Raw genomic sequence first — 24,732 nt, 5'->3', positions numbered from 1 at the left:
ACAAGCCCGCTGTCCGCTTGATGAGGACACTGCCCGACGCCATATTGTGGCGCCGCAGCCGCTAACATTGCCACCTATGACCTCCAACGCCCCTACTCCCATTCGTACCCGCTTCGCGCCTTCGCCCACGGGTTTCCTGCACCTGGGCGGCGCGCGCACCGCGCTGTTCTCCTGGGCCTTCGCGCGCCATCACAAGGGCACCTTCGTGCTGCGCATCGAGGACACGGACGTCGAGCGCTCCACGCCGGAAGCGGTGCAGGCCATCCTGGACAGCATGGACTGGCTGGGCATGCAGCCCGACGAAGGCCCGTTCTACCAGATGCAGCGCATGGACCGGTACCGCGAAGTCGTGGCCCAGATGCTGGCCGCCGGCACCGCCTACCACTGCTACAGCTCGCCCGAGGAAGTCGAGGCCATGCGCGAGGCCGCCCGCGCCCGCGGCGACAAGCCGCGCTATGACGGCACCTGGCGCCCCGAACCCGGCAAGACCCTGCCCGCCATCCCCGAAGGCAGGAAGCCCGTCGTGCGCTTCAAGAATCCCCAGGAAGGCGCCACGTCCTGGAACGACATGGTCAAGGGCACGATCAGCTTCGACAACACCGAACTGGACGACCTGATCATCGCGCGCCCTGACGGCACGCCCACCTACAACTTCTGCGTGGTGGTCGACGACTGGGACATGGGCATCACCCACGTCCTGCGCGGCGACGACCACGTCAACAACACGCCCCGCCAGATCAACATCCTGCGCGCGCTGGGCGCCACCCTGCCCGAATACGGCCACGTGCCCATGATCCTGGGCCCGGACGGCGAAAAGCTGTCCAAGCGCCACGGCGCGGTCAACGTCATGGAGTACGACAACGAGGGCTACCTGCCCGAGGCCATGATCAACTACCTGGCCCGCCTGGGCTGGAGCCACGGCGACGACGAGATCTTCTCGCGCGAACAACTGGTGTCCTGGTTCGACACCAAGCACCTGTCCAAGTCCGCCTCGCAGTGGGATCCCAAGAAGCTGAACTGGGTCAACGCCCACTACATCAAGCAGATGGACAACGCCGAGCTGGCCGAGCGCGTGGCGACGCGCATCGCGGCGCGCGGCGGCTACCCCGAGAAGATCGACCTGCCGGGCGTCATGGGCCTGCTGAAAGACCGCGCCGAGACGCTGGAGCAACTGGCCGACGGCGCCATGCTTTTCTGCGGTGAGTTCAAGGGCGCGCCGGCCGACCTGGCCGAGCAGCACCTGACCGCCTCCGCCCGCGAGGCGCTGGCCGATTTCGCCCAGCGCGCCCAGGATGCCGACTGGACCCGCGAGGCCCTGTCCGTGCTCATCAAGGCGGTGCTGGCCGACCGTGGCCTGAAGATGCCGCAACTGGCCATCCCGCTGCGCGTGGCGGTCACGGGCCAGACGCAGACGCCGGCCGTGGACGCGGTGCTGGCGCTGCTGGGCAAGGAAACCGTGCTCAAGCGCCTGGCCGCCATCTGAACCCAAGGTGCCTGACACCTGCGAGCGACGGCCCATGCAGCAATAGCCTGCCCCCCGGCCTCTGACGCCTAAGACGCCTCAGACAAAGGGCCTTGATCATCCGCGGATGATCAAGGCCCTTTCTGTTTTCAGGCGGGCGGGACCGCTCAGGATCGCTGCAGCGCCGCCCTCGCCTTCAGCGCCCGCGCAAAGAACGCGCCCAGCAGCGGCAACAGCACGGCCGAGCCGCCGAACAGCGCGCCGGCGCCGATCTCGTCCACCACCGCCCCCGCCAGCGCCACGCCGGCCGCCTGCCCCATGAAGAGGCAGGACGCGAACCACGCCACCGCCGTGCCGCGCGCGGACGGCACCATCTGCGTCGCGTTCGTCTGCAGCGTGGCGTGCAGCAGGTAGTAGCCAAAGCCCGCCAGAACGCTGGCCAACAGGCTCCACATCCAGACCGGTCCCAGCAGGTACGACAGGAACGCCACGCCCAGCACCAGCCCGCCCGCGATGGCCAGGCCGCGCTCGCCGAGACGCTTGAGGATGCGGCCGGCGACGACCGTGTAGATCAGCCCGCCCACGGCGTAGACCGCGACCAGCGCGCCGGCGGCGGTCAGCGAGATGTCGAAACGCGCATGCAGGTACGAGGGCGCGAAAGCCAGCGCGCCAAACACCAGCAGCCCTTCGACGAACACCGTCGCCAGCACGACCCGCGCCCACGGCGCGCCCAGCACCAGCCGGGCCTGGGCGATGAAACCCTGACGCACCGCGCCGGGATCGACCTGGGCAAAGCCCGCCGCGCGCTGGCGCCGCACTTCCAGGTGCAGCAGCACGCCCACGATGAGGTAGCCGGCCACCAGCGCCGCGAACGCCCAGCGCCAGCCCACCGTGTCGGCGAACAGGCCGCCCGCCAACTGGCCGGCGGACATGCCCAGAATGGTCCCGGTCAGAAAGCGCGCCAGCGTCGCCTGCCGGCGTTCGTAAGGCACGTTGTCGCCGATCCAGGCCATGGACAGGGGCACGATACCCGCGCCCGCCGCGCCTGACAGCGCGCGGCAGAACACCAGCACATCGAGCGACCCGGCCATGACCGCGCCCGCGCTGCCCAGCGCGCAGGCCACCGTCGCGACGCTGACGACGCGGTACTTGCCATAGCGGTCACCCACCGGACCGAAGAACATCTGCAGCACGCCATAGGCCACGGCGAACGCCGTGACCGCGCGGGCGGCCTGTCCGGTGGTGGTGCCGAATTCCGCCGCCAATTGCGGCAGCATGGGATCACAGATACGGAAAGCGCTGGCGCTGACGAAGGCGGCCAGGGCAAGCAGCGCGATCGCGCGTGCTTCGGAGGACATGGCGGGCATGGGTAACCGGCGGGGAGGCGAATGTCGAAGCCCGCACCTTACCGCAGCGCGGCCATCGTGGCGCGACCGCCGGGCGAATTGTCCGCCCGGCGCAACGGTCAGTAGGCGAGTCGATAGCCCGCGGGCATGCGGCGGGCGGTCAGCAAGGCGCCGCCCTTCCGGATTTCGCGCAGCGCCAGCTTGGTCGGCTCGACCTTCTCGACGCGGTAGCGATTCACGTAGATCGGGTCATCGGGATCGACCGGCTCGCCGGCCGATTTGGTGGTGCGCATCGTGGTGATGCCCTCGGCCACGCTCCAGCAGCCCGTCTCGCGCAGCGCGGGGCGCGTCTTGCGCCCGATCTTGAGCAGGGATTCGTAGGACATGGTGCCGTCGGCCGACAGCACGATCAGCGATTGCATGTCGCCGGCCACGTCGCGCGGGCGCGAATTGGACAACCAGGTGCCGATCATCGGATCGCCCGCCTTGGCGGGCACACAGGCCACCGGCTTGGCCGGTTCCTCGGGCGAGGCTTCGGTGATGGCGGCTGGCTTGCGGGCAGCGCAGCCGGCCAGGATCACGATGGCGCAGGCGACGCCTGCCGTACGCAAAAACACACTGCTCATGACTTCCTCAACACGTCCGTCGACGCGCCGCGCCGATCACACCGGCGCGTACCAGGCGCAACGAACTTCACGCACTCTAAATAGCCGCCTGCGAAGAATCAACGAGGATCCGCGCCGTGTGCATTTGCGCAACAGTGTTCCCGCGAGCGCGCCCGGCATCGGTGCGGAAAGCGCAAAAATGCGTTGGTTTCAAGCGACACTGCGCGACCCGCGCCGCGCCTTCTCGCGCAGCATTTCCTCCATGCGCGCGGCGGGCGGGGACAGGCTGCGTCCGGCCAGCCGGGCGATGCCCAGTTCGCGCTCGATGCGCGGCCGCGACAGGGGAACGAACGCCAGTCCGGGCGAGTCCGGCGGCACACCCAATCGGGCCAGTACCGTCACGCCCACCCCGCGTTCCAGCATGGCCAGCAGCGACATCATGTTGGACACGAACACCTGCCGGTCCAGCATGAAGGCTGCCTGCGGATAGCCCGCAAGCTGGCGATGCGCGATGGTTCCCACCAGGGGCAGGTCTGCGATCTCGCGCCAGGTCACCGACTTGCGGCCGGCCAGCGGATGACCGCGATGGCACACCAGCCCGAAGGCGTCGCGCAGCAGCGGTTCGAATGTCAGCCGGCGGTCGCGCGACACCGGACTGCACACGCCCAGTTCCACCTCGCCTGCCAGCACCATGCGCTCGACGCCTTCGGAGTTGTCGTCAAAGAGCCGCAGCGACACGGCCGGGTAGCGCTCACGATAGACCGCTACCAGTTCGGGCAGCCAGTGCGTGGCCGCGGACGCCACCGACGCCATCGCCAGGCTGCCGGCGCCGCTGGAAGCCAGCCCGCAGAGCGCGCCCGCGACGCGGTCGTGATGGTCGACCAGTTCGCGCGCCAGCGGCAGGCAGTCCTGACCGAAGCGCGTCAGCGTGCCGCGTTGGGTCGGCTCGAACAGCGGCTGGCCCAGGCGCTGTTCCATTTCGCGGATGGAGAGCGACAGCGCGGGCTGCGAACGGAACGCGCGGGCGGCCGCCGCGCGAAAGCTGCCCAGTTCGGCCACCAGCAGGAAATGCCGGTAGTGGGAGACAGAAAGTTCGGGAAGTGGACGCATCGGCGACGGGATTAGTGGAACTTATCAGAGCATAGGAAAAATAAAGTTTTCTCATCATAGGGCGGCTTTTAAGATGGCCGCAATATGACCAACGCTTCCCCGATTTCCTGCCCCTTTCCCGCCACGGACCCGCTGGATTTCAGCGCGGCCGACCGGCTTTCCGTTCGCCCCGCGGGCCAGGGCCGCCTCCTGATCGGCGCCGCGCGCCAAGGCCGTGGACCCGGCCTGCTGTTCGTGCCGGGCGCGTACCACGGTGCCTGGTGCTACGCGCACTATCTCGCGTACTTCGCGGCGGCCGGCCTGGCCTGCGCGGCGCTGGACATGCGCGGCCACGGCGCATTGCCGCAGGATGCCGCGTTCTTGCGCACCACCATCGGCGACCTGGCCGAGGACGTCGTCAGCGCGCTGGACGCGTTGGACGGGCCTGCCGTCCTGGTCGGCCACAGCATGGGCGCCCTGCCGGCACTCCTGGCGGCCGGCCGGCGCCCGGTGGCGGGCGTGGTGCTGTTGGCGCCCTCGCCCCCCGGCGACCTGCCGGGCGCGCTGGCCCTGCCCCCCGTCCCGGCGGACGTGCTTCGCGCGGCGCCGGGCGACGCCGAGATCCGCGCGCGCTTCCTGGCGACCACGCCCGATCGCGATGTCCGTGACGTGGCGCGGCGCCTGTGCGCGGAAAGTCCGCAGGTGCTGAACGACCGATACCTGCTGCGCGTGGCCGTCGACCCGGCGTCGATCCGCGTCCCCGGCCTGTGCCTGCAAGCGGGGCTGGACACGCATGACCGGCATCCGCCGGGCCAGGACGAGGCCATCGCGCGCCGCTACGGCTTTGCCCACGCCACGCTTGCCGGACAACCGCACTGCATGATGTACGCGGACCGCTGGCAGGTCAGCGCCGCCGCCATCCTGGACTGGCACCGCAGCCGGTTCGGCTGACCCGGCGCGCCCCCCCCACTACACAACGACCACAACGACAACGACGCGCCAAGGCGCACTCAGGAGACAGACCATGACCCTTATCCGCTTGCTGCGCCCGGCCCTGGCCGGCGCTTGCGTCCTGTGGGCCGCGACCTCGCACGCCGCCGGCTGGCCCGAGAAACCCGTGACGATCATCGTCCCGTCCTCGGCGGGCGGCGCGGCCGACCTGACCGCGCGGACCTTCGCCCAGTTTTTGGGCGAGAAGACCGGGCAGACGGTAATCGTCGAAGACCGGCCCGGCGCCGGCGGCATCGTCGGCACCAACGCAAGCAAGAATGCGGCGCCGGACGGCTACACCTTCCTCTTGTCCACGAACTCCACGCATTCGGCCAACCAGTTCCTGTACAAGAACCTGCCGTACGACGCGCAAAAGGATTTCGCCCAGGTGGGAATCCTGGGCACGTTCGGCACCGTGGGCGTGGTGTCGCCCGACAGCCCTTACCGCACCGTGCCCGAACTGGTGGACTACGCGAAGAAACATCCCGGTGACGTCTTCTTCGGCTACTACAGCTCGTCATCGCAGGTGCCGTCCGAACTCTTCAAGCAACGCGCCGGCGTCAACATCACCGGGGCGGCCTACAAGAACATCACGCAGATCATTACCGACCTGCGCGGCAAGCAGATCGGCTTTGCCTTCGTCGACTACCTGACCGCCATGGGCCAGATCGACGGCAAGGGTCTCATCCCCATCGCCGTGACCGGCGCGCGGCCGCACGACGCCTGGCCCAGCGTGCCGACCATGTCGACGTACTATCCCGATTTCGTCGTGGCGGGCTGGCTGGGCCTGTCGGCGCCCGCTGGCACGCCCCCCGAGATCGTCGCCAAGATGAACGCATGGATGCAGGCGGCGGTGCAGGACGAGGCCACGGCGCGCAAGCTGCGCGCCCTGGGCCTCACGCCGGAGTCGATGGACGTCGCGCGCTTTGGCGCCTTCGTGCAGGAAGACACCGCCCGCTGGAAAGAATGGATCCGGATATCCGGCATCCAGCCCCAATAACCCGGCCGCGCGGCGTCTGCTCTCTCTATATATCTGCTCTCTATATATAGAGGAGGTATCGAGGGCAGACGCGCCCCGCCTTACAGCGGCAGCCGCTGCTCGTGCTTGATCTCGCGCAGCGCCACGATGGTGCGCGTCTGGCGGATGCCGGGCATGTTGAACAGGAACCGGTGCAGGAAGCGGTCATAGGCTTCCGGGCTTTCCACCAGGATCTTCAGCAGGAAATCCGAGTCGCCGGTCACCGCATAGCACTCCAGGATCTCGGGCGCGTCGCGCACCGACCGCTCGAAGTTCTCGACCGTGTTGGCCGAATGCCGCTCCAGGCTGATCTGCGCAAACATGCAGCCCAGCCCCACCTTGCTGCGGTCGACCTGGGCGCTGTAGCCCTGGATCACGCCGCTCGCCTCCATGGCCTTCACCCGCCGCCACACCGGCGCAGCCGACAGCCCGACCTTCTCGGAAAGCTGTTGCGCCGAGGCCCGTCCGTCCTCTTGCAGGGCCTTGAGGATGCCGATATCGGTCTTGTCCATCTGTCTGTCTCCTGATTTTTATGAAAAACGAAATGTTCATTGCGAATTATAGGGATAGCACGATCCAATAACGCAATAAACCTGACCCCTCGCGAACCTATCATGGTGCCAAACACCAGGAGATTCGCCATGGACGGTACCCCCGCCGCCGCCCCCCAGCTCGACCTTGAGTACCAGCTCGCCGACAACCTCACCCGGGAGTCCGGCCGCATCTTCCTGACCGGCACCCAGGCCCTGGTGCGCATCATGCTCACGCAGCGCCGGGTGGACCGCGAACGCGGCCTGAACACCGCCGGCTTCGTGTCGGGCTACCGCGGGTCGCCGCTGGGCGGCGTGGACATGGCCATGTGGAAGGCGCAGAAGGCGCTGGACGCCAACCAGATCACCTTCCTGCCCGGCATCAATGAAGACATGGCGGCCACCGCCGTCATGGGCACGCAGCAGGCCGGCGTGCGCGCCGACCGCAACGTCGATGGCGTATTCGCCATGTGGTACGGCAAGGGGCCTGGCGTGGACCGCGCCGGCGACGCGCTGCATCACGGCAATGCCGCCGGCGCTTCGCGCAACGGCGGGGTGCTGGTGGTGGTGGGCGACGACCACACCGCGGTGTCCTCCTCGATTCCGCACGCCAGCGAAGCGTCGCTGATCGGCTGGCAGATGCCCATCGTGCATCCGACCTCCATCGACGAATACGAAACGTTCGCGCTGTGGGGCTGGGCGCTCTCGCGCCATTCGGGCGCGTGGGTCGCGTTCAAGGCCGTATCCGAGACCATCGAAAGCGGCCACTCGTTCACGCCCGCCCCGGTCCAGTCCTACCCCATGCCCGCGGACCCGGACCTGCCGCCCGAGTCGCTGGAGTATTCGGCGCGCGATTTCCTGTCGCTGGCTGTCGAGACGCGCATGAACCTGCGCCTGCAGGCGGTCGCCGCCTTCGCGCGCCGCCACAGCATCGACAAGCTGATCTGTCCGGCGCCCAAGGCGACGGTGGGCATCGTCACGGTGGGCAAGGCGCACCTGGACACCATGGAAGCGCTGGCGCGCCTGGGCGTGGACACCGTCACGGCGAACGCCCCGGTCCGGATCTACAAGCCGGGCCTGACCTGGCCGATGGACACCGGCCGCCTGCTGGAATTCGCGCGCGGGCTGTCGCACATCCTGGTCGTCGAAGAAAAAGGCGCGGTGGTCGAAAGCCAGATCAAGGACATGCTGTTCAACCTGCCGGACCGGCCGACGGTCGTGGGCAAGAAGGGACTGGACGGCGAGCCGATGGTGCCGTCGGCCGGTCAGTTGCGTCCGTCGCTGCTGGCCGCGCCGCTGGCCGGCTGGCTCTCGCGCGCCGCCGGCCTGCCCGTCAGGCGCGACCTGTCGGCCTTCGCATGCCAGGCCCCGCTATCCAACGACGCGGACGGCATGCGCCGCCGTCCCTACTTCTGTTCGGGCTGTCCGCACAGCACGTCGACCAAGGTGCCCGAAGGCAGCCAGGCGCTGTCCGGCGTGGGGTGCCACTACATGGCGGCGTGGATGGACCGCGACACGGGCGGCCTCACGCAGATGGGCGGCGAAGGCGTCGACTGGATCGGCCTGTCCCGCTACACGAAAATGCCGCACATCTTCCAGAACATGGGCGAAGGCACGTACTACCACTCCGGGTACCTCGCCATCCGCCAGGCTGTCGCGGCGCGTGCCAACATCACGTACAAGATCCTCTTCAACGATGCGGTCGCGATGACGGGCGGCCAGCCGGTCGACGGCCCGATCTCCGTGCCGCAGATCTGCCAGCAATTGCGCGGCGAGAACGTGGCGCGCATCGTGGTCACGACCGACGAGCCCGAGAAATACCAGGGCGTGGACCTGGGCCCCGGCATCAAGGTCCACCACCGCCGGGAGCTGGACGCGCTGCAGCGCGAACTGCGCGAGATCCCCGGCGTGACGGTGCTGATCCACGACCAGACCTGCGCCGCCGAAAAGCGCCGCCGCCGCAAGAAGAACCAGTTTCCGGACCCGGCGCGCCGCATGCTGATCAATAGCGCCGTCTGCGAGGGCTGCGGCGATTGCGGCGTGCAGTCCAACTGCCTGTCCGTCGTGCCGCTGGAAACGCCTTACGGCCGCAAGCGCGCGATCGATCAATCCAGCTGCAACAAGGACTACTCGTGCGCGGAGGGCTTCTGCCCCAGCTTCGTGTCGGTGATGGGCGGCAAGCCCAGAAAGAGCGCGGCGCCCAAGGCCGACCAGGAACGCCTGCAGCGACTGATCGGCGAGCTGCCGCAGCCGGACACGCCCTCGCCCGACCATCCCTACCGGCTGCTCGTCGCCGGCATGGGCGGCACCGGCGTCATCACCATCGGCGCCATCGTGTCCATGGCCGCGCACCTGGAAGGCCTGTCGGCCGCGGTGCTGGACCTGACCGGCCTGGCGCAGAAGGGCGGCACGGTCGTCAGCCACATCCGCCTCGCCCCCGCGGGCGCGTCCCCCGGCCCCGTGCGCCTGGACTGGCAGCAGGCCGACGCCGCCATCCTGTGCGATCCGGTGGCCGCCGTGGCGCCCGACTCGCTGGGCGCCCTGCGCCACGGCCACACCAAGGTCACGGTCAACACCTACGTCGCGCCGGTGTCGGAGTTCACCCGCAACCCCGATGCCGCGATGCGCCCCGAGGCGCTGCTGGCCAAGATCCGGCATGCGGCCGGCGAGGCGCACACGGCCGCGATCGACGCGCATGAAGCTGCACTCGCGCTGTTCGGCGACAGCATCCTGTCCAACATGTTCATGCTCGGCTACGCCTGGCAGCGCGGCGGCGTGCCGCTCTCGCAGGCCGCCATCTACCGCGCCATCGAGCTGAACGGCGTGGCGGTCGCGGCCAACCGCGCCGCCTTCGACAGCGGCCGGCTCGCCGCGCATCGCCCCGAGGCGCTGGAAGGCGCGTTGCGCCCGCGCGCGCAGGTCGTGCAGTTGCACGTCCCCGAAACCTTCGAACGCGCCGTGGCCCGCCGCATCGAGGACCTCACGGCCTATCAGGACGCGGCCTACGCCCGCGCATACCAGGACGTGGTCGAGGCCGTCGCCGCCCGCGAACGGGAGCTCGCGCCCGACGCCAAGACGCCGAAGCTGGCGATGGCGGTGGCGCGCGGCCTGTACAAGCTGATGGCCTACAAGGACGAATACGAGGTGGCGCGCCTCTATACCGGCGACGCGTTCAAGGCCCAGCTTCAGGGCCAGTTCGAGGGCGACTACAGCCTGCGCTTTCACATGGCGCCGCCCATCTTCGCCCGCAAGGACCCGCGCACCGGCGTGCCGCGCAAGATGACGCTGGGCCCGCGCACGATGTCGGCGTTGAAAGTGCTGACGCGGCTGAAGGGCTTGCGCGGCACCTGGTTCGATCCGTTCGGCCACACCGCCGAACGCAGGATGGAGCGCGCGCTGGTGCGGGAGTACCGCCAGACCATTGAACAACTGCTTGCGGGGCTGACCCAGGACAAGCTCGCACAAGCGGCTACAATCGCCGCCCTGGCAGAAAACATTCGCGGTTTCGGCCACATCAAGGCCGCGAACGTCGAGAAGTACCGGACCGATTTGGCCCGGCTCATGCAGAGCTATACAGCACCGGCCCCGCACGCCATCCCCCTGCGGAAAACCGCATAAACAGCCGGTCTGAGTGGTCACTGACCTGGGCGCGCCTTGCGGGGCGCGCCTAGTGCATTTGGTTACAATCTTTTGTGGGATCCGTCTTATCTTCTTCTTGTCCCTGTAAACCTCGATCACTAGAATTAGTGGCCAACGAGGGGTGCTACACTACATATTGTGGTCGCCTAAGCGCTGATTCCCGCCGGCCACGCCTTACGGACTAGCCTGTCCGGACGTTGCGACCCCCATTACAAGATTCCCATTTCGTACCTGACATGACGTCGTCATGTCGCTATCTACGCGCTTTTTCGCACAGGAGCTTCCATGCAGACTACGATCGCCTCTGTGACCCGGCCTTCGGCCGTGCCGCCCTCTCAATCCGATTCTCCCGCCGACGCCAATGGCGGAAAATGGGCCAGCTACAACATCATCCGCCGCAATGGCTCGGTGGTCGGCTTTGAGCCCAGCAAGATCGCCATCGCCATGACCAAGGCCTTCCTGGCCGTCAATGGCGGACAAGGCGCTGCCTCCGCCCGTGTGCGTGAGCTGGTCGAAACGCTGACCGCCCAGGCCGTCAACGCGCTGGTGCGCAACCGCCCGAACGGCGGCACCTTCCACATCGAAGACATCCAGGACCAGGTCGAACTGGCGCTGATGCGCTCGGGCGAGCATGACGTCGCGCGCGCCTATGTCCTGTACCGCGAAAAGCGCACCCAGGAGCGCGCCGCCGCCGCGGCCGCCGAAGGCCAGCAGAAGGCCGCCGCGCCGCAGGAGCACGTGTTGAACGTCACCGATGGCGGCGTGCGCCGCCCGCTGGACGTGGCCGAACTGCGCGCCACCATCGTGGCGGCCGGCGAAGGCCTGTCGGAATTCATCGACGCCGAAGCCATCCTGAAGGAAACGGTCAAGAACCTGTACGACGGCATCCCCGTCGACGAAGTCTTCAAGTCGGCCATCCTGTCGGCGCGCGCCCAGGTGGAAAAGGACCCGGCCTACAGCCAGGTCACCGCTCGCCTGCTGCTGCACACGATCCGCAAGGAAGTCCTGGGCGAAGAAGTCTCGCAGGACGGCATGGCCACGCGCTACGCCGAATACCTCCCCACGTTCATCGCCCGCGGCATCGAAGGCGGCCTGCTGTCGCCCGAACTGGCCAGCTATGACCTGACCAAGCTGGGCAAGGCGCTGAACGCCAAGCGCGACCTGCAATTCGGCTACCTCGGCCTGCAGACGCTGTACGACCGCTACTTCCTGCACATCCGCGGCACCCGCATCGAACTGCCGCAGGTCTTCTTCATGCGCGTGGCCATGGGCCTGGCGCTGCGCGAGACCGACCGCGAAGCGCGCGCCATCGAGTTCTACGAGATCCTGTCCTCGTTCGACTTCATGAGCTCCACGCCCACGCTGTTCAACTCGGGCACGCTGCACTCGCAGTTGTCGTCGTGCTACCTGACCACCGTCTCCGACGACCTGGAAGGCATCTACGACGCCATCAAGGAAAACGCGCTGCTGGCCAAGTACGCCGGCGGCCTGGGCAACGACTGGACCCCGGTCCGCGCGCTGCGCAGCCACATCAAGGGCACCAACGGCGAAAGCCAGGGCGTCGTCCCGTTCCTGAAGGTCGTCAACGACACCGCCGTCGCGGTGAACCAGGGTGGCAAGCGCAAGGGTGCGGTCTGCACGTACCTCGAAACGTGGCACCTGGACATCGAAGAATTCCTGGAACTGCGCAAGAACACCGGCGACGAACGCCGCCGCACGCACGACATGAACACGGCGAACTGGATTCCCGACCTGTTCATGAAGCGCGTCATGGAAGGCGGTGAATGGACGCTGTTCTCGCCGTCCGACTGCCCCGACCTGCACGACAAGGTTGGCCGCGCCTTCGAAGAAGCCTACGTGGGCTACGAAGCCCGCGTCGCCAGCGGCGAACTGAAGCTCTTCAAGAAGATGCCGGCGCTGACGCTGTGGCGCAAGATGCTGTCGATGCTGTTCGAAACCGGCCACCCGTGGATCACGTTCAAGGATCCGTGCAACATCCGTTCGCCGCAGCAGCACGTGGGCGTCGTCCACAGCTCGAACCTGTGCACCGAGATCACGCTGAACACCAACGAATCTGAAATCGCGGTTTGCAATCTGGGTTCCGTGAACCTGGTCGCACACATGAAGCCGGCTGCCGGCGGCGGTTTCGAACTCGACCACGACAAGATCAAGCGCACCGTGAGCATCGCCATGCGCATGCTCGACAACGTGATCGACATCAACTACTACGCCGTCGACAAGGCCCGCAATTCCAACGCGCGCCATCGTCCGGTGGGCATGGGCATCATGGGCTTCCAGGACTGCCTGCAGATGATGCGCGTGCCTTACGCATCGCAAGCCGCCGTCGAATTCGCCGATCGTTCGATGGAAGCCGTGTGCTATCACGCGTACTACGCATCGAGCCTGCTCGCCGAAGAACGCGGCCGCTATCAATCGTACGAAGGCTCGCTGTGGTCGCGCGGCATCTTGCCGCAAGACACGTTGAAGATGCTGCGTGATGAACGTGGTGGTCACGTCGACGTCGATGAATCGAGCACGCTCGATTGGGATGCGTTGCGCGCGCGCATCAAAGAACATGGCATGCGCAACTCCAATTGCATCGCAATCGCCCCAACCGCCACTATTTCCAATATCATTGGCGTATCTGCGTGCATCGAACCCACTTTCCAGAACTTGTACGTCAAATCGAATCTCTCCGGCGAGTTCACGGTCGTTAACGATTACCTCGTGCGTGACCTGAAGAAACTCGGTCTCTGGGACGAAGTCATGGTCGCCGACCTCAAGTACTTCGACGGCAGCCTGTCCCGCATCGATCGCGTACCTTCCGAACTCCGCGAACTCTACGCCACCGCGTTCGAAGTCGAACCGCGCTGGCTGGTTGAATGCGCGTCGCGCCGCCAGAAGTGGATCGATCAAGCCCAGTCGTTGAACATCTACATGGCTGGCGCATCGGGCAAGAAACTGGACGACACCTACAAGCTGGCATGGACGCGTGGCCTGAAGACCACGTACTACCTGCGCACCCTGGGCGCCACCAGCGCCGAGAAGTCCACGGGACGCGGCGGCGAACTGAACGCCGTCAGCGCCGGTGGCGTGTCCACTGCCTCCGCCGTTGCCGCAGCACCTGTTTTGCCGGAACCCGAAGTTCTCGGGGCGGTTTGCACCATGCGGCCGGGCGACCCCGGCTTCGAAGAGTGCGAAGCCTGCCAATAACCGCCTCCGGAGAATGAATCATGATTAATTGGGACGACGACACCATCGCCACGCAACCTGCACAACCTGCCGCGCCCGCGGCGGGCGGTCAGGCTGCGCCCGAAGTCCGGGCGGCGACGGGTGTGTTCGGCGACTCCGCCATGCCCACGCCCGCCGCGCCTGAACACGCGGCCGGGCTGGCCGCCAGCGGCGCGGCAACCTCGCAGCGCGTCAAGGTTGCCGACAAGCGCATCATCAATGGCCAGACCGACGTCAACCAGCTTGTGCCCTTCAAGTACAAGTGGGCGTGGGAAAAGTACCTGGCCACTTGCGCCAACCACTGGATGCCGCAAGAGATCAACATGTCGCGCGACATCGCCCTCTGGAAGAACCCCAACGGGCTCACCGAGGACGAGCGCCGCATCGTCAAGCGCAACCTCGGCTTCTTCGTGACCGCCGACTCGCTGGCCGCCAACAACATCGTGCTGGGCACCTACCGCCACATCACGGCTCCCGAATGCCGCCAGTTCCTGCTGCGCCAGGCCTTCGAAGAAGCCATCCACACGCACGCCTATCAATACATCGTCGAAAGCCTGGACCTGGACGAAGCCGAGATCTTCAACGCTTACAACGAAGTGCCGTCCATCCGCGCCAAAGACGAGTTCCTGATCCCGTTCATCGACGCGATCGCGGATCCCAACTTCAAGACGGGCACGCCCGAAGCCGACCAGACGCTGCTCAAGTCCCTGATCGTCTTCGCTTGCCTGATGGAAGGCCTGTTCTTCTACGTTGGCTTCACGCAGATCCTGGCGCTTGGCCGCCAGAACAAGATGACGGGCGCAGCCGAGCAGTACATGTACATCCTTCGCGATGAATCCATGCACTGCAACTTCGGCATCGATCTCATCAACACCGTCAAACTGGAAAATCCGCATCTGTGGACGCCGGAATTCCGCGAAGAAATTCGAGAACTCTTCCGCAAAGCGGTCGAACTCGAATACGCTTACGCCGAAGACACGATGCCGCGCGGCGTGTTGGGCTTGAACGCACCCATGTTCAAATCCTACCTGCGCTTCATCGCGAACCGTCGTTGCCAGCAAATCGGTATCGAACCGCTGTACCCGCAGGAAGAAAATCCCTTCCCGTGGATGGCGGAAATGATCGACCTTAAAAAGGAACGCAACTTTTTTGAAACTCGCGTGATCGAATACCAAACCGGTGGCACGCTGAGCTGGGAGTAATGCAGTTCGCCATCGAGCCCGGCGCGGGCACGTCCAATCCCCACCGGATGGACGTCGCGTTCGCGACAGGCTTGATGGCAATCTCCTTGGTCAGGGTGTCTTCGAACACGTAGAACAAGCGGTCGGCTGCCTGTGATCAGGCGCCGATCGGCGCCATTTGAAATGGCTCGCGCCAAAGGAGCGGGGGCCATATCAAATGGCTGTGCCGAATTCATTAGCGCAAACCGTCGTAGCTGTTGCTCGCACAGAACAGCGGCATGCGCCGATGAATAGCCCGGGCACGATCCGCCTTGTCGGGCGGGTCGGGGCACGGGTTTAAGTTCTGGGACCCCTGAACCTAAGGAGCATGACCATGGCAACAGCCAAGAAAGCCGTAAAGAAAGCAGCGGCCAAGAAACCCGCCGCGAAGAAGGCAGTAGCGAAGAAGGCCGCACCGGCCAAGAAAGCTGCCGTCAAGAAAGTCGCCGTGAAGAAAGTCGCAGCCGCCAAGAAGCCGGCCGTGAAGAAGGTTGCCGCCAAGAAGCCGGCCGTGAAGAAGGTTGCCGCCAAGAAGCCGGCCGCCAAGAAGGTCGTCGCCAAGAAAGCGGTAGCCAAGAAGGCCGTCGCCAAGAAGGCCCCGGCCGCCAAGAAGGCCGTTGCCAAGAAGGCAGTCGCCAAGAAGGTCGTCGCCAAGAAAGCTGTCGCCAAGAAGGCCGTAGCCAAGAAGGCCGTTGCCAAGAAAGCGGTTGCCAAGAAGGCCGTCGCCAAGAAGGCCGTTGCCAAGAAAGCGGTAGCCAAGAAGGCCGTCGCCAAGAAGGCCCCGGCTGCCAAGAAGGCCGTTGCCAAGAAAGCCGTAGCCAAGAAGGCCCCGGCCGCCAAGAAGGCGGTTGCCAAGAAGGCCGTCGCCAAGAAGGCCCCGGCTGCCAAGAAGGCTCCCGCTGCCAAGCCGGCTGTTGCCGCCAAGAAGCCTGCCGCCGCGAAGAAGCCTGCTGCAAAGAAGGCCGCTCCGAAGAAGCCCGCCACGCCGCCCACCACGGCTGCCGCCCCGGGCGCGAAGACCGCGCTGAACCCCGCCGCGTCGTGGCCCTTCCCGACGGGCGGTCGTCCCTAATCCGGACACGCCGAAGCATTAGCTTCCTCAGAGCCGCCTGGTATTTTCCGGGCGGCTTTTTTGTCTTCCCCCGCTTCGTCCCATCCAAAAGGCGGAGTCCTGCACCAGGCATCCCGTACTAGGGACGCGCGCAATTTTTACGTCTGGCCGTGCGACAATTGATTCCTCTTTTTTGGGGTGATCGCGTCCATGCTCGGTGAAATCTTCCGCTTCCTTCTCGAAATCGTGTTCACGCTGTTCGGCGCGGCGCTGATTGCCCGCGCCTGGATGCACGCGATACGGCTGCACCCCTTCAATCCGTTGGCGCGCGCGATCTACGGGGCGACCAACTGGCTGGTGATGCCGCTGCGCAAGATCATCCCCGCCGGGAACAAGATCGACTGGACCAGCCTGGTCTGCGCATGGCTTGCCGCGCTGGTCTATCTGGTGCTGCTGTGGCTGGTGGCCATCGGCGCGCTGATTCCCGTCGCCCTGCTGCCCGCCGCCATGGGCTCGGCCCTGATCATGACCGCGAAGTGGGCGCTCAACCTGGTGGTCTGGCTGACGCTGATCCAGGCAGTGCTGTCGTGGGTCAACCCGATGGCGCCCATGATGCCGCTGCTGCAGTCGCTGACCGCCCCGCTGCTCGACCCCATCCGCCGCGTCCTGCCGCGGACCTCGATCGACTTCTCCCCGCTCATTCTCCTGATCGCGGCCCAGATCCTGCTGATGGTCCTGGCCCGCCTGAGCTACGGCATGATGGGCGTGTAAACGCGCGGCGCGCCTGAGTCCCGGCGTCCCGCGCCCGTCGGGCGTTCTCGCGCCCGGCGGGTTCATCCTGGTCTACACCGGAATCGCGCTGTAGATCTCGATCAGCTTCTTGCGATCGATCTTGTGGTTGTTCGACATGGGCAAGGCCGCGCAGGCCACCAGCTCGGACGGCACCATGTAGGGCGGCAGGCGCCCGGCCAGCCGCTCCTTCCAGCCGGACAGCGCGTCCGGCGCCAGCAGCGCCGCCTCCGCGCCCAACACATCCACGCCGGTCACGAATCCAATCAGGCGCACCGCCGTGCCGTCAGGCCGGCGCAGCACCGCGCAGGCGCTGCCCTGCACGCCCGGCAGGCCATGCAGCGCCTCGTCGATCTCGGCCAGCTCGATGCGGTAGCCGTTGAGCTTGATCTGGTCATCCATCCGGCCGCGGCAGAACAGCAGCCCGCCCGCTTCCATCTGCCCCAGGTCCCCCGTGCGGAACGCACGGCGGCCGTCGGCATAGGTGTAGAGCTTGGCCGCGTTCAGGTCGGCGCGATTCAGGTAGCCGCGCATGACGTGGTCGCCCACGATGCAGATTTCGCCTTCATCCACCAGCAGCACGCTGTCGGGCTTGGCGCGTCCGACGGGCAGCGGGTCGTACGCCGCCAGCACCGCGTCGGTGACTTCGATCCAGGTGGTCGCCACCGTGGCCTCGGTCGGCCCGTAGGTGTTGAGAATGGACGCGTCCGGAAAGCGCTGGCGCAACTTCCTGGCCAGCGCCGCCGGCAGCGGTTCGCCGCAGAACAGGAAGGTGCGCAGCGTGGGCAAGGTCGCCGGCGAGAAATCGCGGTTGGCCAGTTGCTGATGCGCAAACGAGGGCGTGGACACCCACACGGTAATGCCGTGGCTGGCCAGCCGGTCCATCCACGGGCCAGGCGCGGCGATCTGCTCGCGCGCATTGAGCACGCAGCTGCCGCCCGACGCCAGCGTGGCAAAGACCTCGTACATGGACAGGTCGAAGCTGAACGGCGCCTGGTTCATGAAGACGGGCGCATCGCCCAGCCCGAAGCTGCCCAGCATCCAGTCGCCGAGCAGGCCGACGCTTTCGCGGCCGATCTGCACCCCCTTGGGATCACCCGTGCTGCCGGAGGTGAACATCACGTAGGCCAGGCCCCGCTCCTCCAGCATGGCGCCCTCGCCCGGCGTGAAACGGCCCGTCGCGGCGTCGAACACGGCGGCCGGGCGCACGATTTCGGCGATGCGGCGCAGGCGTTCGGGCGGATAGATGGTGTCCACGGGCACGAACGGGGCGCCGATGAGGAGCGCGCCGACCATGGCGACGAAGAACGCGGCTTCCTTGTGTCCGTAGATCGCCACCGGCACGTCGGGCGCCACCCCGTGCGCGCGCGCCGCGTCGGCCCAGGCGTGGGATTCGGCGCGCAACTGCGCCCAGGTCAGGCTGCGGTCCGCGGCGGCCACGGCCAGCGCGTCGCTCGCGCGTCCGTCGTCGACGAACTGGAAGGACTTCAAGTCGAAACGCATGCCGATGCTCCCGGCGTCAGATAGGGCTGCGGCCGCTGAAGACGTACAGCGCCAGCGCGGCCAGGATCAGGGTGAGCACGCGCCCGAGAAAGCGCATGACGGGACGCGCCAGCAGCGCCTGCAGGGCCGGCCGGGTGCGCGCGGCGTTGATCAGCAGGTTGTGCCCCACCGAATACAGGCCGAACATCAGGCCGCTGACGATGTAGTGCAGCGACAGGCCGTTCCAGACGCCCATGGCCAGCAGGGTCGCGAAGATGCCGATGTTCTGCGCGGCCAGGCGATGCCGGCCGAAGAACCGGGTCTTGCTCAGGGCCTTGTAGATGGGCATGAACACGACGTCGCGCAGCCATTCCGACAGGCTGATGTGCCAGCGCCGCCAGAAATCCTGCGGATTGAGGGTCGCCAGCGGATTGCGGAAGTTGATCGGCAGGGTAAAGCCGAACAGCATGCCGATCCCGATCGCCATCGTCGAATAGCCCGCGAAATCGAAGAACAGATAGGCGCTGTAGAGCGACGCGTTCAGCGCCACCCCGGTGAACGAATAGTCGTGCGCGTCCAGCGTCGCCAGGCCGTACCGCCAGACCAGCTCGGCCAGGCCGAACTTCTGGATCACGCCCACCATGATGAGCTCCAGCCCGGTCAGCCAGGTGTTCAGGTTGACGCCTTCATAGCCGCGCTTCAGGTCGGCCTGGAAAGCGCGCCAGCGGTACATGGGACCGGCCAGCAGCGTCAGCGGGAAAAACAGATAGATGAAGTAATCGAGCGGCGAGACGCGCTCGTTGCGCGGCGCGAACAGCAGCACGTCGATGGCGCGGAAGGTGGCGAACGACAGCCCGAGCATGGCGCCCAGATGCGACACCCCCGTCTTGACCAGCAGCAGCGGCGTCATGGTGATGATCACGGCGAGCCACGTGGGGATGTAATTGCGGCGCATCGCCCACAGCGCCCCGCCCGAGATGGCGAGCAGCGCGATGGGCTGATAGGGCCGCGCCCAGAACACCGCCATCCAGACGCCCAGGCAGATGACCCCGATGATGTGGCGATAGCCGATGCGCAGCGGCATGCCGGACGACCGGTACGCGACCAGGCCCAGGCCGCCGAACAGGGCGCCGCCGAAGAAGCTCAAGCTTGCGAACAGTTCCATGGCGCGCTCAGAACTGCTGGTATTGGAATTCGACCTTGATCGGCCCGCCGCTGCCCGTCGTGGGCTGCGCCTGCAGCACGAACACGAGGATCACGCCCAGGTACAGGCACAGATGCCAGAAGAAGCGGCGCGCCCACGGCGCGCCCGCATTGCGGGCAGGGTCTTTACGAAAGAATTTCATCGGGAAAAGTACTCCGCAATGCCTTGGTCGGCCATGGCCCAGCCAAGTTCGGCCAGGTGCATGTCGTCGCGCAACATTCCTGGTTCAAAGGGAATGCTGTAGAGATCCAGGCACCCCATCTGATAGCGCGTGCACATGCCAGTGATGGCGTCCACCACCGGATCGAACCGTTCGACGTCCAGGATGAGCTTGGGATTGAACGGCTGGATCACGAAGTACGCCTTGACCTTGCGCTTTTGCAGCAAGGCCATCACGCGAGAGAGGTCGCCGAGTTCGGTGCGGGTGATCGGATCGACGTCGGCGAATTCGTTGCGCGCGGGCGAGTACAGCGGCGCGAGGTACTGCTTGTAGTAGTCGTCGCGCACGTCGTAGGGGTTGTTGCCGCCCAGGGTGCGCTCGACCTCGCGCGCCTCGTGCGTGATCCTGGACCACTGCCCGCTATCCAGGCGGGCGGACTTGGGCCACGACACATAGCGATGCGCGGGGACGGACAGCTTGCTGCGCGGCTTGTCGGGGGCCGGCTCCTTGCGGGCCTCCCACCAGAGCGCCAGCTTGTCCTTGAGTTCGGAAACCTGGCCATTGGCGATGAGCCACAGCAGACCCCAGTTCGCGTTGTCGCTGATCCAGTTCTGCATCTGCTCGCGCGTGCTGGGCTGGTCCCACAGCCGGTCCCAGACCGGGCCCGTGACGTGTTCGGCGAAGGCGCTGCGCGGAAGCTGGCCGCCGGACGCGAACCAGGCCGGGGACAGCATGATCACCAGCCGCGTATTGGGCGTGAGCGAATCGGCCACCGATTCCAGCACGCTGACGATGCCATAGGACTGGAACATCGCGTGCCCGTAGGCGAGCGTGGGCACCTTCAACTCTTGCGGGAAGAAGCGGTAGGGAACGAAGCGCAGGTCGTGGCTGGAGAGTTCGGACGAACCAAGGACCACCAGCGTGCCATCGCTCAGGGCATTGCCCAGGCGGTTCAGGTTGACGTGCTGGGTGCCCCAGTCCGGGCCAAGGTTGGGCAGGTAATTGCTCTTGTCGGCCGCCACGGCGGACCGCGAGGACGCGGGATTGACGACGCGGGAGAGCAGGTCGTCCGCGCCGCAATACGCGGCCACCGCCAACGCCACGGCCGTCGCTGCCGCGGCGGCGTGCGACAGGAAGCGGGTATTACGAAGTATGGGCAGCGACATAGCCGGCTAACACGCGGACCGACTGAAGGTGCTCTGCGATTTCGGGAGCCGGAATGCTGCATCCGTACTCGGACTCGACAGCCAGCGTGATGTCCACGGCGGCGAGCGAATCGACCAGGCCGGTGGCAATCAGTTGCGTGTCGGGGGTGACTTTCTTCATGACGATCGACTCGACGATCTCGCCGATCTTGGTGTGGAGTTCTTGCTCGGTGTGCATAGGTAGTGCAGCCTAACGTCGCCTTTCGGCAAACCATCCCCCGCCCCGGGATTCAGGCGACGAGGATACAGAAAAGAGCTGAAACAAAACTGAAAATTCCAGCCAGCCAGCACGGCGTCCGGATGCAGGTGGTTACATTAAATCCGGGCTGCCGCGCCGTCGCAATCATTGCACTTCGGCCGTGGAATCGCCATGAAACTTATGGTTGAAATGGCGAGAAAAGGCTCGGAAAGGTAACGCCTTCGGGTAAATCCCGGGGAGCCGCGTTGTGGCCGAGCGACACATTTTTACGTTCAGGGAGCGCGCCGCCTCCGCCTCGCTTCGGCGACGCCACAGCCCGCGTCATGACGAAAAAAAGCCCGCGCGTGCGGGCTTTTCGGGAAGGCGGGGAAGATTACATCGGCGTGACGCGGGTGGGACCGGCGCCGCTGATGACCTGCACGCGCTGGCCCACGCTGATGGGCACATCCGCTTCCTGGGCGACCACGCGGGTTTCGCCGTTATCCAGGCGCACCGTGATTTCCAGGCCGGAGTTCTTCTGGGCGCGGTTTTCCACGGCGTTGCCGGCCAGGGCGCCGAGAATGACGCCGCCCACCGTGGCGATGGTGCGGCCCGTGCCGCCCCCGATCGCGTTGCCTGCCACACCGCCCAACGCGCCGCCGGCCACCATGCCGACGCCGCTGGATTTGTCATTCTGGATGACGATCGGACGCACGCCGGTGACCGTGCCGGTACGGACGATCTGTTCGCGTTGCGCCTGGTCATAGCTGTACACGCCGCTGGAAGCGCTGGGGTTTGCGCAACCGCCAAGGACCGCCACCGATGTCACAACGGCCGCGACGGCCAACCAGCGGCCAGTGCGCGGCGTCACCAGGGAAAAAGACTTTATATGATTCATTTGGACTCCTCGTTCGGGCACTGCCGACGGAGATTGATCATACTCCGCCCAAAAAGGCCGGCAAGCGGGACAGCAACAGACTGAAACGCTCCGCCAGAAGCTGCAAACTGCGGCAAGCAACAACGGGCTACAGCCCGTTGCCTCTTGAAGTTGCGCTGCCGGTTCGACCCCGGCATCGCGTTGCGGTTCCCGAAAATTCCGGAACGCCCGGCGCCGGTCAGGCGGGCAGATGGATGCCGTAGGTGGCGTGCAGCACGGCGTCGATCTCGGCGCGCGTCGGGGCATGATTCTGCGGGCCGCGCGAGGCGATCTTGATCGCGCCCATCACGTTGCCCAGGCGGCAACTGTCTTCCCAGTTCCAGCCGCTGGTCAGGCCATGCAGCAGCCCGCCGCGCTGCGCATCGCCGCAGCCCGTGGGGTCCACCACCTGCGACGCGCGCACGGGGGCGATCTGGATGGTCCTGCCTTCGGTGTGCAGGGTGGCGCCCTCGGCGCCGCGCGTCACCACCACGGCCTGCAGGCTTCGCGCGATGTCGGCGACGCTGCGGCCGGTGCGCTGCTCGACCACGCCCGCCTCGTAATCGTTGACGGTCAGCGCCTGCGCCAGCTTGAGCATGCGCTCGAGGTCGGCGCCGTCGAACAGCGGCATGGCCTGGCCCAGGTCGAAGATGAAGGGAATGCCGCGCTTGTGCAGGCGTTCGGCGTGGGCAAACATGCCCTCCTTCGCGTCCGGCGCCACGATGGCCCAGGCGGCGTCGGCGTCGCTCAGGTCGTTCTGCGCGGCGAAGGACATGGCGCCCGGGTGGAAAGCCGTGATCTGGTTGTCGTCCAGGTCGGTCGTGATGAAGCACTGCGCGGTGAAGGTGTCGGGGATGACCTTGACGCGGCTGACGTCGATGCCCAGGTCCGACAGGCGCTGCATGTACTCGCCCGCGTCTTCGCCGACCGTCGCGACCGGCACCGGCGTGCCGCCGAGCAGGTTCATGTTGTAGGCGATGTTGCCCGAGCAGCCGCCGAATTCCTTGCGCATGCTGGGCACCAGGAACGACACGCTCAGCGAGTGCATGCGGTCGGCAAGAATGTGCTCTTTGAAGCGGCCTTCGAACACCGCAATGGTGTCGAACGCCATCGAACCGCAGACCAGAACAGGGGTTGCCATGCTTGTCATCCTTTACGGAAAAAACTTGTCGAGTTGGTAGCCATTGACCTGTACGCCGGTCACTTCGATGGGGACGGAAATCTTCAACGCGGCTTGCGGACCGAACGGGCCGGCGAGCTGCTGCGGGGTGAGGTAGTTCTCGGGCATCAGCACCTTGCGCACGACCACCGTGTCCGACAGGTCGTTCAATTCCAGCACCAGCGCCGGCCAATGCTGGGGCTTGTCGTGGCGGTTGTGCAGCATCACGGTCAGCACCAGCCGGGTGCGCCCGTCGTCGATCGCGGCGGCGCCCGCCGGCGGCTGCAGCGACGACGAGGAAATGCTGATGAGGTCGCGGCGGCGCGCATAGCCCACGGTGCAGTCCAGGGGCTTGCAGACGGCCTCCAGGACCGGCCGCAGCGCCGGCACGGAATTGGCGATGTCGGTGCGGTACACGTACAGCAGTTGCAGGCCCAGCGCGATCAGGCCGATGAGGCACGCATAGCCCCAGAGCCTGCGCAGGAGGCCGCTGCGCTCGATGCGGTCCTGGTCCAGGAACTCGGGCGGCGCGCGGCCGACGTCCGTGGCGCTGGAATAGCGCGTGCGCGTATCGCCCAAGACCGGCTCATGGGCGCCGCCGTGGTCGAAGTCATCTTCGTTTTCGTATTCGTCGTCGCGCTCGGCATCGCGCACGTCGTCATGGTCGCGGGGCGCGTTCCAGTCGATGGCCGGTTCGGCCGCCCGCGCGGCGACGATGGGCTCGCTGCGATAGCCGGCAGGGCGTGCCGCCGGCGCGATCGGTGCGACCGGTGCGACCGGTGCGATCGGCGCGGCCTGGGCGGCGCGCCGCGGTTCGGGATCACGCAGGAACGGTTCGTCGTCGTCGGCGTAGTCCGCGTCTTCGTCCAGGTCGTCTTCGGGAAGGGTATTGTCCGGTTCCGCGCGGCGCCGGATGTCATCGCGGCCGCGCAGCACGGCGGGCGGAATCGCGGGCGCAGGCGGGATCACGGGCGCAGGCGCGGGCGGAATCGCGGGCGCAGGCGCGGGCGGAATCGCGGGCGCAGGCGCGGGCGGAATCGCGGGCGCAGGCGCGGGCGGAATCGCGGGCGCAGGCGCGGGCGGAATCGCGGGCGCAGGCGCGATCGTGGGCGCTGCGGGAATCGCGGGCGCCGCAGGAATCGCGGGCTCGTCTTCCCAAGGCAGGATCACGCGCGGTTCGACGTGGGGTTCAGGGGCCGCCGAGGCGACGCGCGAGGGCGCGGCATGCGGCGCGAGCACGGGCGCGGCGACCGCCGCGGCCGAGGACGGCAACGGCGCGCTGGCCGGCGGCGTCGGGGCGACGGGCGCTCCCGGCGCGGAGACCAGGCAGGCGCGCCCATCGAACACGGTCGAGCAGGCGCCGCAGCGCACCAGCCCGTTGCGGACCCGGAGCTGGTCAGGCACCACCTTGAACGAGGTGCCGCACTGCGGACAGCGGGTGGTCAGAGCCATGATGCG

The 24,732-nt window shown here is 66.7% G+C and carries 20 protein-coding genes; 8 read left to right on the top strand and 12 right to left on the bottom strand.

Features of this window, described 5'->3' with window-relative positions:
- Positions 1–76 precede the first annotated feature (76 nt).
- Complete coding sequence (gltX, locus tag BXA00_RS12295; RefSeq protein WP_076518750.1) at positions 77–1,483, top strand: glutamate--tRNA ligase; 1,407 nt, start codon at positions 77–79, stop codon at positions 1,481–1,483.
- Between the two features lie 146 nt (positions 1,484–1,629).
- On the opposite strand, the gene BXA00_RS12290 is transcribed toward gltX, so the two are convergent.
- The 3 genes from BXA00_RS12290 to BXA00_RS12280 form a co-directional block, all read right to left on the bottom strand.
- The gene (locus BXA00_RS12290; RefSeq protein WP_076518749.1) at positions 1,630–2,829 is read right to left on the bottom strand and encodes an MFS transporter; all 1,200 of its coding nucleotides are present in this window, start codon (positions 2,827–2,829) and stop codon (positions 1,630–1,632) included.
- Between the two features lie 98 nt (positions 2,830–2,927).
- Positions 2,928–3,434, bottom strand: coding sequence for a hypothetical protein (locus BXA00_RS12285; RefSeq protein ID WP_076518748.1), 507 nt, complete (start codon positions 3,432–3,434; stop codon positions 2,928–2,930).
- A 189-nt stretch (positions 3,435–3,623) separates the two neighbouring features.
- Positions 3,624–4,523: a LysR family transcriptional regulator gene (locus tag BXA00_RS12280; RefSeq protein WP_076518747.1), complete on the bottom strand. Its 900-nt coding sequence runs from the start codon at positions 4,521–4,523 to the stop codon at positions 3,624–3,626.
- 84 nt (positions 4,524–4,607) lie between these two features.
- Between BXA00_RS12280 and BXA00_RS12275 the strand changes: the two genes are divergently transcribed.
- Together BXA00_RS12275 and BXA00_RS12270 are read left to right on the top strand one after the other, a co-directional pair.
- A complete protein-coding gene (locus tag BXA00_RS12275; RefSeq protein ID WP_076518746.1) occupies positions 4,608–5,453 on the top strand; it encodes an alpha/beta fold hydrolase in 846 nt (281 codons plus the stop codon).
- Positions 5,454–5,526: 73 nt separating this feature from the next.
- Positions 5,527–6,492 carry a tripartite tricarboxylate transporter substrate binding protein gene (locus tag BXA00_RS12270; RefSeq protein WP_076518745.1) on the top strand — a complete coding sequence of 322 codons (966 nt, stop codon included), beginning with the start codon at positions 5,527–5,529 and terminating at the stop codon, positions 6,490–6,492.
- A gap of 80 nt (positions 6,493–6,572) precedes the next feature.
- On the opposite strand, the gene BXA00_RS12265 is transcribed toward BXA00_RS12270, so the two are convergent.
- The gene (locus BXA00_RS12265) at positions 6,573–7,022 is read right to left on the bottom strand and encodes an Lrp/AsnC family transcriptional regulator (protein ID WP_008159001.1); all 450 of its coding nucleotides are present in this window, start codon (positions 7,020–7,022) and stop codon (positions 6,573–6,575) included.
- A gap of 129 nt (positions 7,023–7,151) precedes the next feature.
- Here BXA00_RS12265 and BXA00_RS12260 point away from each other — a divergent pair, with 129 nt between their 5' ends.
- The 5 genes from BXA00_RS12260 (at position 7,152) to BXA00_RS12240 (ending at position 16,952) form a co-directional block, all read left to right on the top strand.
- Entirely contained in the window at positions 7,152–10,658 is a 3,507-nt protein-coding gene (locus BXA00_RS12260; protein ID WP_076518744.1) for an indolepyruvate ferredoxin oxidoreductase family protein, read from the top strand.
- A 306-nt stretch (positions 10,659–10,964) separates the two neighbouring features.
- On the top strand, positions 10,965–13,892 hold the full coding sequence (locus BXA00_RS12255; protein WP_076518743.1) for a ribonucleoside-diphosphate reductase subunit alpha: 2,928 nt from the start codon (positions 10,965–10,967) through the stop codon (positions 13,890–13,892).
- A gap of 20 nt (positions 13,893–13,912) precedes the next feature.
- Positions 13,913–15,112, top strand: coding sequence for a ribonucleotide-diphosphate reductase subunit beta (locus BXA00_RS12250; RefSeq protein WP_076518742.1), 1,200 nt, complete (start codon positions 13,913–13,915; stop codon positions 15,110–15,112).
- A gap of 352 nt (positions 15,113–15,464) precedes the next feature.
- A complete protein-coding gene (locus tag BXA00_RS12245; RefSeq protein ID WP_076518741.1) occupies positions 15,465–16,202 on the top strand; it encodes a histone H1-like DNA-binding protein in 738 nt (245 codons plus the stop codon).
- 189 nt (positions 16,203–16,391) lie between these two features.
- Entirely contained in the window at positions 16,392–16,952 is a 561-nt protein-coding gene (locus BXA00_RS12240) for a YggT family protein (RefSeq protein WP_076521923.1), read from the top strand.
- Between the two features lie 72 nt (positions 16,953–17,024).
- Here BXA00_RS12240 and BXA00_RS12235 read toward each other — a convergent pair whose 3' ends face one another.
- From BXA00_RS12235 to BXA00_RS29435, 8 genes are all read right to left on the bottom strand, one after another.
- Positions 17,025–18,473, bottom strand: a complete 1,449-nt coding sequence (locus BXA00_RS12235; RefSeq protein ID WP_076518740.1) for a D-alanine--poly(phosphoribitol) ligase — start codon at positions 18,471–18,473, stop codon at positions 17,025–17,027.
- Between the two features lie 16 nt (positions 18,474–18,489).
- Entirely contained in the window at positions 18,490–19,617 is a 1,128-nt protein-coding gene (locus BXA00_RS12230; RefSeq protein WP_076518739.1) for an MBOAT family O-acyltransferase, read from the bottom strand.
- A gap of 7 nt (positions 19,618–19,624) precedes the next feature.
- Positions 19,625–19,798: a hypothetical protein gene (locus BXA00_RS28835; protein WP_092579810.1), complete on the bottom strand. Its 174-nt coding sequence runs from the start codon at positions 19,796–19,798 to the stop codon at positions 19,625–19,627.
- Positions 19,795–20,982, bottom strand: coding sequence for a D-alanyl-lipoteichoic acid biosynthesis protein DltD (locus BXA00_RS12225; RefSeq protein ID WP_076518738.1), 1,188 nt, complete (start codon positions 20,980–20,982; stop codon positions 19,795–19,797). Before BXA00_RS12225 ends, BXA00_RS28835 begins: the two co-directional genes overlap by 4 nt.
- Positions 20,960–21,199: an acyl carrier protein gene (locus tag BXA00_RS12220; protein WP_008159625.1), complete on the bottom strand. Its 240-nt coding sequence runs from the start codon at positions 21,197–21,199 to the stop codon at positions 20,960–20,962. Before BXA00_RS12220 ends, BXA00_RS12225 begins: the two co-directional genes overlap by 23 nt.
- Positions 21,200–21,593: 394 nt before the next feature.
- Positions 21,594–22,097, bottom strand: a complete 504-nt coding sequence (locus BXA00_RS12215; protein ID WP_076518737.1) for a glycine zipper 2TM domain-containing protein — start codon at positions 22,095–22,097, stop codon at positions 21,594–21,596.
- Between the two features lie 217 nt (positions 22,098–22,314).
- Positions 22,315–23,256 carry a carbohydrate kinase family protein gene (locus BXA00_RS12210; RefSeq protein ID WP_076518736.1) on the bottom strand — a complete coding sequence of 314 codons (942 nt, stop codon included), beginning with the start codon at positions 23,254–23,256 and terminating at the stop codon, positions 22,315–22,317.
- A 12-nt stretch (positions 23,257–23,268) separates the two neighbouring features.
- A complete protein-coding gene (locus tag BXA00_RS29435) occupies positions 23,269–24,726 on the bottom strand; it encodes a DUF3426 domain-containing protein (protein ID WP_076518735.1) in 1,458 nt (485 codons plus the stop codon).
- Between the last annotated feature and the right edge of the window lie 6 nt (positions 24,727–24,732).

The sequence above is a fragment of the Achromobacter sp. MFA1 R4 genome (genome assembly GCF_900156745.1).
Lineage (GTDB): Bacteria > Pseudomonadota > Gammaproteobacteria > Burkholderiales > Burkholderiaceae_B > Achromobacter.
Note: the sequence above shows the minus strand (reverse complement) of the source record. Positions and strands in the feature narration are given on the sequence as shown.